This is a genomic window from Flavobacterium muglaense (assembly GCF_014305155.1).
GTDB lineage: Bacteria > Bacteroidota > Bacteroidia > Flavobacteriales > Flavobacteriaceae > Flavobacterium > Flavobacterium muglaense.
Genome location: NZ_JACRUK010000003.1, coordinates 158,684 through 173,099 on the forward strand (window position 1 = coordinate 158,684; position 14,416 = coordinate 173,099).

Here is a 14,416-nt window from a genome sequence, read left to right on the forward strand (position 1 = left end):
GTATTAGGATAATTTTTAATGGGATTCTTTTGTTTTGACGTACTAAATTAGGTGTTTTAAATCCATTTTAATAGTTTCTTGATGGTTTCAAGTTTGTCTTTATAAGGTGCGTATCGCATGGGTAAATCCAGCCAATATGCTTTCTTGACAATCGGTTTACTATGTGAAAAAGCGTCAAAACTCAATCTCCCATGATAAGCCCCGATGCCGCTATGACCAACACCTCCAAAAGGCAGCCTTTTATTCGAAAAATGAACCACTGTATCGTTAATACAACCACCACCAAAGGAATAATTTTTAATTATCTTTTGCGCAAAAGCATTATTTTTTGTAAAAACATAAAGAGACAATGGTTTCTCATACCTAGAAATGATGGTATACAAATCGGCTTCACTTTGATACGAAAGGATGGGCAATAAAGGGCCGAAAATTTCGTCTTTCATGATCGTGCTATCAAGATCTGTTTCGTCAATTAAAGTAGGAGCGATGTATAGTGTTGTTTCATTCGTTTGCCCTCCAAAAATCACTTTTTCGGGCGCTATCATGTTAACAAGACGCGACCAGTTTTTAGTATTGATGATGCGTGCAAAATCTGGTGAGGCTTCAAGATCTTTGCCGTAAGCTAGGGTGATTTCTTTTTTTAGAAAATCAATAAATTCATTTTTCACTGCATTGTGCACCAGTAAATAATCGGGAGCTATACATGTTTGTCCGGCATTGATGAATTTTCCCCAAACAATTCTTTTGGCTGCCACTTTCAAATTGGCTGTTTCGTCAATAATGCATGGGTTTTTTCCACCAAGTTCAAGAGTTACTGGTGTAAGATGTACTGCGGCCGCTTTGGCAACAATTTTACCTACGGGTACACTACCTGTAAAAAATATGTAATCCCAGCGTTGCGCTAGTAATTCTTGAGCAACTTCAACGCCCCCTTCTATCAGTTCAACATGATCATTGTCAAAGGTTTGTTGAATGATTTTGGCTAATATGGCCGATGTATGCGGTGTTAGTTCAGATGGTTTTAACACTACTTGATTACCAGCCGCAACGGCAGATACTAAAGGGCATATTGCCAGTTGAAATGGGTAATTCCAGGGCGCGATAATTAGCACCTTGCCGTAGGGCTCTTTGTATAAATAATCGGTTGATGGAAAATTCAATAGAGATGGTAGCACCATTCTTGGCTTTGCCCATTTTTTGATGTTTTTTATCGTGTCTTTTAATTCGCTAATGACATAACTAGTTTCTGTAATTACCGACTCAAATGCAGGTTTCTTAAAATCATCATACAAGGCTTGAATGATGTCGTTTTCATGCAGTATAATGGTTTCAAGTAGTTTTTTTAAAACTGCTTTCCGAACTTCTATATTTATTTTGTAATTCATCTTAATGTTTAAGGTATGGAATAGGGATGAAAATTTTTAATTTTCGCAGCTGATTTTTATCGAATGAAACGAAGGTAAAACCAACACAAAGCCCTCGTTTCCATTGTTTGGTTCCAATTAAAAAAAGCAGTAATTAGGTTTTAGGCTAACTACAAATGTTGCACTTAAAAACGAATTGTTACGCATTTAATTGTGGTTCAATCAAAGTGCATTCCAGATTACCTCTGTAGGCACAGGTGCAGTTATCTTGACTTCTTCTTTAGAAACAGGATGTATAAAAATTAATTTTCGAGCATGCAAATGAATGCCTCCATCTGGATTTGAACGATCAAAACCATATTTTAAATCCCCTTTTATTGGTGAACCTATGGCTGCGAGTTGCGCTCGTATTTGATGGTGTCTTCCGGTATGTAAATTGATTTCTAAGGCAAAATAATTGTTTAATTCCTTGAATATAGTGTAGTCTAAGCTAGCCATTTTACTATCAGGAACTTCTTTAATATGTGCTTTTGAAGTATTGTTTTTTTCATTTCTTTTGATAAAATGAATCAAGCGATCTTCTGTTTTTGGTGGTTTGTTTTTTACAATAGCCCAATATGTTTTTTGAGTCTCTCTGTTTTTGAACAATTCGTTTAATCGAGTTAACGCTTTACTTGTTCGAGCAAAAACAACGATACCTGTAGTAGGCCTATCAAGACGGTGAACAACGCCCAGATAAACTTCTCCGGGCTTGTTGTACTTGTCTTTGATGTATTCTTTTACTACTTCACTAAGCGGTTTATCGCCAGTTTTATCGCCTTGCACTATATCGCCTACACGCTTGTTAACCACGATGATGTGGTTGTCTTCATGCAATACTTGGAGGTTGTTTTTATCTGAAACTATTTTCATGGCAACTGCCTTTTTTGGGAATGTTTCGATTAGTATTGTTCTTTTTCATTCGGGAAGTCACTTGATTTTACATCAGCCACATACTGACTGATTGCGGTGGTCATGCCTTCGTATAAATCCATGTAACGACGCAAAAATCGTGGACTAAATTCATTGTTCATTCCTAACATATCATGGATAACAAGTACTTGACCATCAACACCACCACCAGCACCTATTCCAATAACAGGAATCGAAATACTTTTGGCTACTTTTTCGGCAAGATGCGCTGGGATTTTTTCTAAAACAAGTGCAAAGCAGCCCAATCTTTCTAGTAATTGTGCATCTGCGACTAATTTATCTGCTTCTTCCTCTTCTTTAGCTCTTACCGTATACGTTCCAAATTTATAAATAGATTGTGGAGTTAATCCCAAATGTCCCATAACTGGAATTCCAGCATTCAATATTTTTTTAATCGATTCTTTTATCTCTTTACCACCTTCAAGTTTTACAGCATGTCCACCGCTTTCTTTCATAATTCGAATGGCAGAACGTAATGCTTCCTTTGGATCTGATTGGTAGCTTCCAAAAGGCAAATCAACCACAACCAATGCCCTTTCTATCGCTCTTACTACTGAGGAAGCGTGATAGATCATTTGGTCTAAGGTGATTGGTAAAGTAGTTTCATGTCCAGCCATTACATTTGAAGCCGAATCTCCTACTAAGATTACATCAATACCAGCTGTGTCAACAATTTTGGCCATGGTAAAATCATACGCAGTAAGCATAGAAATTTTCTCGCCATTGGCTTTCATTTCGATTAAGGATTTAGTAGTTATTCTTTTGTAATCTTTTTTTGCTACTGACATGGTATTGTATGTTTTGGTCACCTTGTAAAGGGACGGTTTATATGCCGTAAAAGTACTAAAACAAATTCTTTAGAAACAAAAAATTGGGTCCGAATAATAGACCCAATTTTAGTTATTTTACGAAAAAACGATTTTAACGGCCTGTTCGTTGCATTATTTTGTTTTTTATAGTATTCGAAGGCATTCAAAATTGAACCTAAGCTAGTTGAGCTGTTATCCATTTTCTAACAGGGATATCATATAATTTTAAAGCAGTATAACCCACTAGAATACACAGTAGAAAAGTAAAAATAAACACAAGATAGGCTTCGTTAATAGGTGTTTTAGTATCAGCTACCCAAGCTGTATAAATGTATATTATGGGGTAATGTGTGATGTAAATGGGATAGGAGATATCTCCAAGAAACCGACAAATAGCAGATGATGTTTTGTTTGAAATTGCTCCCCCAGCAGCTATAGAGACGATAAAAGGGAAAAAGAATAAAATTACAAATGATTCATAAAGCCCATTCAACCATAAATGGTTTGCCCCGCCAATTCTTGGCATTGCTAATGCAAGTATCACAAACAAACTACTCCAGAAAAAGGCATTTTTAATTGGGATTAATTTACCCATTCTAAAAAGTAAAACTCCTGCAAAAAAGGGATACATCATACGAGTAACGCCTATTTGGATTTGTTGTGGTTCCAATGACCAGCCACCAATCACAGTACATTGTGGAGTGGTTAAGGTAAGATAGATTAATGCTGTCCCGGAAATACAAGCAAGAAAGGAAAGTACTGTTTTTGAAAATTTTCGAACAAATAAAGCATAAAGTATATTGGCAATGTATTCATAAAATAAAGACCAGCCGGGTCCGTTAAGCGGATGCATCTCTGCCCAACCCCGAATGTCTAATGATGATGGTACTGGTATTAAAGTGAAACCAATAACCATTACCAAAAGTATTTTCCAAACTGGAACCTCATGAATGGTAGGCCATAAAACCGAATCTTGAAAATAAAACAGTAGAGCGCCAATGATCATTCCCATGATAACCATAGGTTGCAGCCTGATCAAGCGGCGTTTAAAAAAGTTTCCAATTGACATTTTTCCCCATCGATCATCATAGGCATATGCAATTACAAAACCAGATAATAAAAAGAAAAAATCGACTGCTAGGTATCCATGATTTAGTATTTGAAAAAGTGGTCCTGCCGAATGTGCTTCAAAAAGGTGAAAAGCAACCACCAGCAACGCTGCAACACCACGCAAGCCATCAAGGATAGGGTAGTGGGGTTTTGATTCTAAAGTATTTGTACTCATTAGCTTGATTTTGTTATAGGGAGTTAAACAGTAGTTAATAGATAAAAGCCCAACAGTACAGTACTGCTAGGCTTTTGTATTTTTTAATTGTTCTAAAATCAAATATAGAAACAATTAATGTTTTAAATCTTCAAATTTTTCATCTGCTGCAAAGGATGAATTGGTTTTTTCTACCACAGTTTCTTTGGCTACTGTGAACGTTTCACTTTGTTTTATATCTAATGATGAAGTTGCAATTGCTACTTTATAGCTACCTGCTTCTGCAATCCAAGCATTTTTATTGGTAACAAACGACGCTAAATCTTTAGGATTTAATGTTAAAGTTAGGGTTTGACTTTCTCCAGGTTGTAATAAATTAGTTTTACCAAAGGCTTTTAACTCGGATGTAGGTTTATCTGTGTTTTTCGATGGAGCCGAAAGGTATAATTGAACCACTTCCTTACCAGCTGCTTTGCCAATATTTTTCACAGTGATTGTTACATCCATTTTTTTAGCAAAAGCTTTTGAGCTTAATTTCACATTTGAAATCTCAAAATCAGTATATGACAATCCGTAACCAAATTCATAAGATGGTTTTACATCAAAGGTGTTGAAATAACGGTAACCTACATAGATTCCTTCAGCATAGGTTACGCTTGTAGGATTTTCGGCTGGTGTTCCAACCCAGTTTTTGGCCGATGGTGTATCTTCGTATTGCACAGGAAAAGTCATTGTTAACTTTCCTGAGGGATTTACTTTTCCAGTAAAAACATCGGCTACTGAATTTCCGCCTTCTTGGCCTGGTTGCCAAGGTAAAAGAATAGCATCTACTTTGTCTTTCCAGCTTGCGGTTTCAATTACACCACCAATATTTAATACCACTACCACTTTTTTGCCTTGAGCATGAAAAGCTGCCGAAACGGTATTTATTAAGTTGATTTCATCTTGAGCTAAGTTAAAATCATCACTTATATTTCTATCGGCGTTTTCACCTGCATTTCGTCCAATAGTAATCAAAGCTAGTTCAGATGAGTTGGCTTTATTTTCAATGATATTATTGTTTAATTGTAGTTCTCCAATTCGTTTTGGCGACGCCATTAATCCGCCATTTTGTGCGCGACGTTCCAGTTCTTTTGCTTTTTGGTCTTCTGTGTAGGGTTTGTATAATCCTTCCAATTCTTTATCAATTGCAAAGCCCGAATTAGTTAGTCCTTCAATTAATGAAACAGTGTAAGCTTCATTGACATCACCACTTCCTGTTCCGCCTGAGATAAAATCATAAGCACTATTTCCAAATACAGCCAATGGTGCCGATTTAGTAGTGAATGGTAAGGTGTTTTTATCATTTTTTAATAAAATAGTTCCTTCTGCTGCTGCTTGTCGGGTTACTTCGGCGTTGGCTTGCAAATTTGGTTTGTCAGAATATTTATAATTATTCATCGAAGGAGATTTAAAAACCAATTCTAAAATTCGAGTTAAGTTTTTATTTACAACTGCTGCAGATAATTTGCCAGTTTTCATATCCTCTAAAATAGCTTTTTTTTGAAGTGGCATTCCTGGCATCAACAAATCATTACCTGATGATAATTGTGCATTGACATCACTCACAGAATTTGGAGAAAATGGGGAGTTTTGGCCAGCAAAGCCGTCATAACCACCAAACCAATCGGTCATAACGAGGCCTTTAAACCCCCATTCTTTTCTTAAAACAGTAGTCAATAGATCTTCTCTTTGGCAGGTATAAGTACCATTAATCAAATTATAAGAGGACATAATTGTCCAAGGTTGTGCTTCTTTTACAGTTATTTCAAATCCTCTCAAGTAAATTTCACGCAATGCGCGTTCGCTAATGTGCTCATTGATTCCCATTCTATTGCGTTCTTGATTGTTGGCTGCGAAATGTTTTACCGATGTTCCTACGCCATTGGATTGAATTCCGTTTACGATTGCGGCCGAAATTTTACCAGTTAGCAACGGGTCTTCCGAAAAATATTCAAAGTTTCTTCCGCAAAGTGGATTTCTATGGATATTCATTCCAGGTCCTAGTAAAACGTCAACACCGTATTCCTTCACCTCATTACCAATTGCTTTACCAACAGTATTAATTAACTCTGTATTCCAAGTGGATGCCAATGCTGTCCCAACTGGAAATGCAGTCGCATAGTAGGTTTTTGTATCATTAATTCGATTTGGATTAATTCGTAAACCCGCTGGACCATCTGAAACAACTACGGTTTTAATTCCTAATCTTTTTAATTCAAATGTTCCACCAGCAGCTCCAGGCACTTTTCCTTGGTAGCCTTCGGTTGTAAATTTGGCCAAAACCATATCAAAACCAGGCATCCCGATCCCAATAAACATACTCGCCTTCTCGTCGTCGGTCATTTTGCTTATTACATCTTGTATTCTGTCATTGATAGGAAGTCTTGTGTCTTCGTATCGGTCTAATTTTCCATTATTATTTAAGTCGGCAAACGTAAATCCGTTTACAGTTAAAATAGGAGTAGGTGCAGGGTCTGTTGTTTTTGGACTTTTTACCCATGAAATTCCTGAACAAACTAATGCTGATAGCAAAGTTGTTTTGGCAATGGTGGAGAGGGTGGTTGTTTTCATTTGGTTTATTTAGTAAATAGTTATTGCTTCATATTGAAGCAATATTAATTATTATTTTTAATATATCTGAAAAAAAATATATATTTATTTATCATTTATTATTTTTTTAAGTAGTTTAATACAGAAAATAATACTTTTGCAATCAATTTAAGCGAATGGAGTTAAAAAGAATTATTGAAGAAAAGTCTCAGGAGTCCTGGGAAATCTATCTACCAAGCATCTCTATCGATTGTGTAGTATTTGGTTTTCACGATGGTGAACTGAAAGTATTGGTATTAAGAATGAAGGGTAAAAATCTTTTGGGTCTGCCGGGAGGATATGTTGAAAAACGTGAAAATTTAAATGAAGCAGCCATTAGAATTCTTAAAAGTAGAACAGGTGCCGAAAATATTTACCTCAACCAATTTAGCACTTTTGGGGATTTAGATCGTTCCGAAGGTTTTTTTGAAGAGTATGCGGATACACTCTGGAATAAGCAGCGTTTTATTTCGGTAGGGTTTTATGCATTAGTTGATTATTCAAAGGTAAATTTAGTTATTGATACAGTGTTTGATCCCTGTGAATGGGTTGCTATCGAAGATTTGACAGCATTTATGATGGACCACAATATTATATTTAATAAGGCATTAGAAACATTGCGTTTGCAGTTAAATCATAAGCCTATTGGCCATAGTTTATTACCGGAGAAATTCACTATGCCCGAACTTCAAAAGTTGTATGAAATCATTCTAGGTAAAAAGCTGAATAGGGGTAATTTTTATCGAAAAATGTTGCGGTATGATATCCTCGAAAAACTGGACGAGAGTAGGAAAGGTGGAGCTCATAAAGCACCTGATTTGTACAAATTTGATGTAGAAAAATACCAGTTAGCATTAAAAAACGGATTGAACGAAGGTTGGTAACTATTGATTTTACAGCTATAATTGTAAATCATATTGCAATTGATGCTAGTAATTTTACCAAAGATTTGAAAATCGTATTTTTATCTTAAACAGTAAAAAGAAACAACCCCATTTACAGTTTAAAGTGGGGTTGTTTTGATGATTTTCCTTTTAGGAATTAGTAGGTATTAAAATTGTATTTTTTTTCTTCTCCTAATTCAGAGTAGGTAATTGTAAAATCATGGCTTTTTAAATTTGCTTCTAATTGTGCAAACTCTTTGTCGTTTGTCCACAGCATGTTCATTTGATCTTCGGTAGTTTCTGTAATAGTTAGTGTGCCAGAAAAAGCTGTTGATGTATTTCTCAATCGGATGATTTCTAACTGTTTTGTAACGACTTCTTTTTTCAAACCTTGCTCAATGTCTTGTATACTTAAAGTCGATCTGTTGATTTCTTTATGTCCATCTTTTCCTGCTTTTGCGACAGCGTCATGATCATTTGCACCAGCGAAAATATCCAAATACCATATTTGAGGAATCCCCGGCATGAACATTTGTATGGCTCTTGCCAAAACCATTTTTTTGTCATTTGCACCCAATGCACTATAGTAAGTCGCATTGACTTGATAGTAGGATATTTTTTTTCCGTCGGCCCCATAAAGATTCTTTACTTGACCACCACGGGAAATAATCAATTCCATCATATCCGAAATTTCATCATCTTCTAAAAGTCCTTGTTGGTAAACGCCATTAACATCTTTCCCTTTTAAATCTAAAACCGGAATTCCATCATGACAACCCAACATATTGACGGTTTTAAATCCTTTGGCTATTATTTCTTTGGCCCAAGTGATTAATGCTTTGTTCGTTCCTTTTTCTATAGCATGAATGGTCAATCCCGGCAAGAAAAAGTCGTAAATAGCATAACCTTCATTAGCTACTTCATCATGCAGGTGTAAGCCAAATTCAGCGTGAATTTCTGGAAGTAACACTAGATTGTTTCTTTTAGCAATTTCATTGATTTTAGCCAAATAATCCCAAGTTCCTGGCTTGTTGAAAAAGTTAGTTTCACCTATTTCTTTATGCAAATAAGCAAAAGCATCTAATCTCAAGATTTGGCCGCCATATTGTGCCACTTTTGCCAACACTTGTTCGTAAAATTCCCAAACCAAAGGAGATTTGGCATTTACATCCATTTGTCCTAAGTACGTGCGATTTTGATTAACGATGGCTAGTACGTCATTTTTATAAGCTGCTAGGTCAGCAAAATCTATAGTTTCTAGCTCTTGATTGGCATCAATGGCTTGGTTTACTTTGTCACAAATTTGGTTGGCCGCTTCAATGCTAAGATTAGCAATTGAATCCAGATCATTTTTAGTGATGGCATGGTATGTTATTTTTTGATAAAAGGTATTCCAATACGGTCTTTCTTTTCCATCAGGAAACAAAACTTTCAAGATTGGAAGCCCTGATTTTCGCATAAAAAGTTGATCTAGGTATTTGTTTTCGGGAACGATTATTCCCTCATCGTTCAAGGTTCCATTGCCTTCCCAAAACTCGTTCCAGTCAATGAAAAAATCTTTAAACTTAGATTGATCACCGTTTTTAATAATGTCTTTAAATTGCGGCGAAGCAACTGATAAGTGATTCAATACAATATCAAATTTCAACAGAATATGCAATTCGCGCAATGCTTCTAAATCGGCCTCAGTAACTAGGCCTTTATTGATGTCATAGTTTATAATCGAGAAACCACGGTCCAAATCACTGTTAAAAAATGTGGGTAGAACATAAAACTGTGAAAATGTATCCTTAAATTCAGGCATTTTCAACATGGTTACTATATCGCTTAAGTTTGTTCCAATGCTGTCTGGGTAAGCATTTAACATCACTCCATTGCTAATTGTTGAAGCGCTTTGTTGATTGTTAGTCAATTTAGTCATTGTATTTGGTTCTAGTTTTTGGTTTTTTTTGAAGTTGGTTTATTACGATAGTATGACAGCGCACTGCTGTTGTTGGTATCGAAATTATTCCAAATCCCGTGTATAGTTTGTTTCAAAGATATAAAATATAAGGGAAATAGATAGGCCTTGATGCCTTACTATAACTGATTTTTTAATAATTTAGGTCGAATGTATGTAAGAAAACGATATAGTTGTATGGCTGTTAATGCATGCAACGTATGTACATCTTGGTTTTAAGGGTAAAGGCTTTGTGTTCTATCTTTTTTAAATGTACTAGAGCACTATCGGCACTTGTTTGGCTCTCATAAATACCAGCTAAAAGGGCAATTGTTTTTTCGCCTGCCTTGTCATTATAAAAATTTAAATAGTCTAAACTAAGCGTTTTTGACGGAAATCTTCTTGGGTAATAACCACCAGCATAGAGTTCGTCATCTGCGTCATCAGGAAGTACAATGCTGTTTTTCTCTTTGTTGTAGTAGCGTCCCATGGTATCAATTGGTTGATGGAGTTGGTTAGTCAGGCTAAACATCTTTTTGTGGAGTTTTGCATACACTTGGCTCGTATCAGCAATAACTAAATAATAGGTTGCATTTTCATAATCGGTAGTGTCTGTGACAATTTCAGTAACGACCGTAGGAACTGTTGTTGGGATTTGTGTTGCATTTGCGTAAGCGCTTTGCTCTATTTTAAACTTTTTTGTTTGGCAAGAAACCAGCAATAAAAAGGAAACCATTAAGAGGGATGTGATGTTGTTGCGCATGATGATTGGTTTTAGCTCTTTGTTGTTACAAATTGAATTGACGCAACAGTTCGTCCTCTGAATCTGGTTTTCCGTAGGCGTCGCCTTCGGTTAAGTGACCATCTTGAGGGCTTATTCGCGTAAGTTTTTTTCCTTGTTTGAATACTAATAGTAGTCCGTGTTCCTGTTCCCACTCGCAATTACAAGCAATTTGAACATACATGTCTTGATCTTTATGGCGTAAGGAAATGTAAATTTCTGAAGGGTATATGAAATCCCAAATATCGTTTTTATCTTTGATCTGATGTAAAGGTTCATCGGCTTCATCATACTCAACTGCATCAAGAAAATCCATACAATTCTGGAAGGCCAGTTCAGTGATGGCAAATCGATCTTGGTTTGTTAATTGCATGAAATGGCTTAATGCGGTATCTGCTTTGGCTATAAAATCTATATCGACTGTAGGATCCAGATCCATAAATAGAATCTCCAATGGTTGATTGTCAAAAAACGGAATAGGAGTTGGTACGCTACGCCACCAGTCATCAAAAGTGCTGTCCTGTTGTAAGCTTCCAATTATCGAAGAGGTAATAGATTGACTCATAATTATGCGTTGATAAGTGGCTTATTTGATGTTTTCTTTGATTGCCAAAAAGAGATTTTCTTTTTTAATTGGTTTATTTAGGTAGCTGTTGCAGCCGGCATTTTTAATTTTTTCTTCGTCACCCGCAAGTGCAAATGCAGTTTGGGCTATAATAGCAACTGTTGTATTAAATGCTCTAATTTGCTTTGTAGCCTCAAAACCATTCATAATTGGCATTTGTATGTCCATCATGATAATATCGATGTCTGGGTTTGCTTTGCAGTAATTAACTGCTTCCTCGCCATTTTGGGCTATTAACAATTCACGGCTTATGGGCGCTAGAATTAGGGTTAGTAACTTTTGAGAAATCTTATCATCCTCGGCAATTAGAATTTTTAAATTGTTAGGAATTCCATAATCATTGAGTGCTTTGACCACTGTTGCTGTTTTTAATGTTGGTTGTAAAGGGGCGTATGGTATTGTAAAATAGAAGGTCGAGCCTTTTTCAGGATTGCTTTCTAGTCGCAGCGATCCGCCCATCATTTCTACAAAAGCTTTAGAGATGGATAGTCCTAATCCGGTTCCTTCTCTTGCTTGTCGATCGACTATATCTGCTTGAATAAAGCGCTCAAAAATGGCTTTTTGTTGGTGTTCGGGTATTCCAATTCCAGTATCGGATACATAAAATTCAACATATGATTGTGAGTCTTCGGTCAATAATTTATATCCTATTTCGATTGTTCCCTGATCGGTATATTTAATTGCGTTTTTAATCAAGTTCAAAAGAATCGAATATAATTTCTCGCGATCAAGATGTAGAATAGCTTCTTGATCTGTCAATGGTGCTTTTCTTTCAAACTGAAGGCCTTTTTTGTTCGCTTCTGGTTTAAAGAAGGTATATGCATAGTCTAATTGTTCGTTGATATTAGTCTCCGAAATTCTCAATTCGACCAAGCCAGCTTCAATTTTTGAAATATCTACGATATCATTGATGATATTAAGCATTCGTTTTCCGCTCTTTTCTATAATTTTGATGTACTTTTTCTTTTCGCCACCGGTCACATTCGGCTCTTTTAATAGTTGAGCGAAACCAAGAATTCCGTTCATAGGTGTACGGATTTCATGACTGATATTCGCTAAAAATGCCGACTTTAATCGGTCGCTTTCCTCCGCTTTTTCCTTAGCGATAATGAAGTCGTCAATTATTTTTTTCTTTTCGGTAATATCTGATTTTACTGCTAAGTAGTGTGTTATCTCACCATGCGCATTTTTAATAGAGGAGATGGAAGCTTCTTCCCAGTAAAAAGTACCGTCTTTTCGTCTATTATGAAATTCGCCTCGCCATTCGCCTCCTGAGGAAATGTTTTCCCATAGGCTTTTATATTCATCCTCGCTGGTATAACCCGACTTTAATATTCTTGAATTTTTACCTTTAACCTCTTCTAAAGTATATCCAGTAGTTTCGGAAAATTTAGGATTTACATATTCAATATTTCCCTGTATATCTGTTATCACTATCAAAGTTGGGCTTTGTTCTACTGCACGTGACAGTTTTATCAATTCATCAGAAATGGCTTTGCGATCAGATATGTCTCGTGTAACGCCAAGTATTTCCATAGGTTTGTTGTTGTTGTCCAAGATCAGTGAAGCCTTAACTTCTGTCCATATCGTGGTTTTGTCCTTGCGGTACAATTCGAGCTCAATAGTTATTTGTGTGTGTTTTGAATTGGGTTCATTTTTAAACTCTTCCTGATTGTCCAGTAATTCTTTGATTGTCTTTATTGCTTTGTGATAGGATGCAGGCGTTAGTGTCTCATTTATTTGTTGGCTCATAGCTTCATCAACTTCAAAGCCTCTCATTGCTTTTACGGCAGGGCTTATGTAGGTATAGTTGAGATCCATGTCAAGCACAAAAATGGTATCACCTGAGTTATTGGCAATAAGGCGGTATTTAGCTTCGCTCTCTATTAAAGCAATTTGTTTTTGTTTCAATTGCCAGTATTGATAAGAGTTTAAGATCAGATTGGGTAGTCTATTTAAATAATTCTCATGTTTAGTCAAGTAATCATTTGCACCTAATTTTAAGGCTTGAACGGCTAGTTTTTCACTACCTTGCCCCGTTACCAGTATAATTGGAATGTTTAGTTTTAATTTTTGTCTAATGGTTTTGATTAATTCCAAGGCATTCATTCCTGCAAGTCTATAATCCATTAAAATAACCTTATACTTGTCTGATGTTTCCAGTTTTATTATCGCTTCTTCGGCAGTTGATAATGCTTTAATTTGGATATAAGGCGCATATTTAGCAAAATAGCGAATGGTAAAATCAATATCGGCTGAATTATGCTCTATGTATAAAACATCTATAACTTCCGACTTGATGAAAGCATCTTTTTTGAAATTAATAATTGCTTGACTAATGATCTCAGGGAGTGCAGTAATGTAGTCAGATTGTTTTATAATGTAATCTTCGGCACCGGTTTTAAGTGCTGTGACAGCAGCCTCTTCATCACCAGAACCTGTTAATATTACTACTGGAAAGTCTAAATTATTCTTCCTGATTTCCATCAAAATTTCAAGCCCGTTTCCATCAGGCAAGTTTACATCTAGAAGGGCGATATCAAAGGAATGATTCGCTTGTAAAATAGCCCTTGCTTGCGCTAGGGTAGTAGCATGCTCAATACTAATGGTTGGGATTAGTCTTGATAAGCCCAAGATGGTTAAATCGGCATCGGTTGTGTTGTCTTCAAGAAGTAATATTTTCATCTGACTTTTGGTTTTAAAAGGGTATGGCTGCTTTTATATGTGTTTGTTGGTCAATCTCCAATACAAGTCGATATGACCTACAACATCAAGAAATTTTTCAAAACTTACTGGCTTCACAATATACGAATTAACTCCTAATTCATAAGCCGTTTTTAAATCGGATGTTTCAGCAGAGGTTGTTAGAATTACAATTGGTATCGTTTTAAATACAGGATGCGTTTTTATTTTTTGAAGTACTTCTAAGCCGTTCACTTTGGGTAATTTTAGGTCCAATAAGATAACGATAGGCGTAGGTGCTCCACTTTCCCATTTGTCTATATATTGCAAGGCCTCAGCACCATCACGTGCTATTTGTATGGGGTTTGAAATCTTTTTTGTTGTAAAAGCTCTCATGGTTAAATCAAGATCAATAGGATTGTCCTCGACAAGTAAGATGGGCTTTTCTGTATTTTCAGGTTGCAT

The 14,416-nt window shown here is 36.0% G+C and carries 11 protein-coding genes; 1 reads left to right on the plus strand and 10 read right to left on the minus strand.

What is annotated here, in order from left to right; translation table 11 throughout:
• Positions 1-56: 56 nt before the first annotated feature.
• From H8R24_RS02680 to H8R24_RS02700, 5 genes are all read right to left on the minus strand, one after another.
• Entirely contained in the window at positions 57-1,385 is a 1,329-nt protein-coding gene (locus H8R24_RS02680; protein WP_187016933.1) for an aldehyde dehydrogenase, read from the minus strand.
• Between the two features lie 201 nt (positions 1,386-1,586).
• Positions 1,587-2,276 (minus strand): RluA family pseudouridine synthase, encoded by a 690-nt coding sequence (locus tag H8R24_RS02685; protein ID WP_187016932.1) that lies wholly within the window; start codon positions 2,274-2,276, stop codon positions 1,587-1,589.
• A 29-nt stretch (positions 2,277-2,305) separates the two neighbouring features.
• Entirely contained in the window at positions 2,306-3,124 is an 819-nt protein-coding gene (gene panB / locus H8R24_RS02690) for a 3-methyl-2-oxobutanoate hydroxymethyltransferase (protein WP_187016931.1), read from the minus strand.
• 196 nt (positions 3,125-3,320) lie between these two features.
• Positions 3,321-4,430 carry an acyltransferase family protein gene (locus H8R24_RS02695; protein ID WP_187016930.1) on the minus strand — a complete coding sequence of 370 codons (1,110 nt, stop codon included), beginning with the start codon at positions 4,428-4,430 and terminating at the stop codon, positions 3,321-3,323.
• Positions 4,431-4,544: 114 nt separating this feature from the next.
• On the minus strand, positions 4,545-7,022 hold the full coding sequence (locus H8R24_RS02700) for a glycoside hydrolase family 3 C-terminal domain-containing protein (RefSeq protein ID WP_187016929.1): 2,478 nt from the start codon (positions 7,020-7,022) through the stop codon (positions 4,545-4,547).
• A gap of 155 nt (positions 7,023-7,177) precedes the next feature.
• On the opposite strand from H8R24_RS02700, the gene H8R24_RS02705 reads away from it, so the two are divergent.
• A complete protein-coding gene (locus tag H8R24_RS02705) occupies positions 7,178-7,924 on the plus strand; it encodes an NUDIX hydrolase (RefSeq protein ID WP_187016928.1) in 747 nt (248 codons plus the stop codon).
• A gap of 157 nt (positions 7,925-8,081) precedes the next feature.
• Here the strand turns inward: H8R24_RS02705 and H8R24_RS02710 are convergent, their stop codons facing one another.
• The 5 genes from H8R24_RS02710 to H8R24_RS02730 form a co-directional block, all read right to left on the minus strand.
• Positions 8,082-9,845, minus strand: a complete 1,764-nt coding sequence (locus H8R24_RS02710; protein ID WP_187016927.1) for an alpha-amylase family protein — start codon at positions 9,843-9,845, stop codon at positions 8,082-8,084.
• Positions 9,846-10,068: 223 nt separating this feature from the next.
• A complete protein-coding gene (locus tag H8R24_RS02715; protein ID WP_187016926.1) occupies positions 10,069-10,626 on the minus strand; it encodes a hypothetical protein in 558 nt (185 codons plus the stop codon).
• 25 nt (positions 10,627-10,651) lie between these two features.
• Positions 10,652-11,209 carry a DUF6985 domain-containing protein gene (locus tag H8R24_RS02720; protein ID WP_187016925.1) on the minus strand — a complete coding sequence of 186 codons (558 nt, stop codon included), beginning with the start codon at positions 11,207-11,209 and terminating at the stop codon, positions 10,652-10,654.
• A gap of 21 nt (positions 11,210-11,230) precedes the next feature.
• The gene (locus H8R24_RS02725; protein ID WP_187016924.1) at positions 11,231-13,954 is read right to left on the minus strand and encodes a response regulator; all 2,724 of its coding nucleotides are present in this window, start codon (positions 13,952-13,954) and stop codon (positions 11,231-11,233) included.
• Between the two features lie 33 nt (positions 13,955-13,987).
• The gene (locus H8R24_RS02730) at positions 13,988-14,416 is read right to left on the minus strand and encodes a response regulator (RefSeq protein WP_187016923.1); all 429 of its coding nucleotides are present in this window, start codon (positions 14,414-14,416) and stop codon (positions 13,988-13,990) included.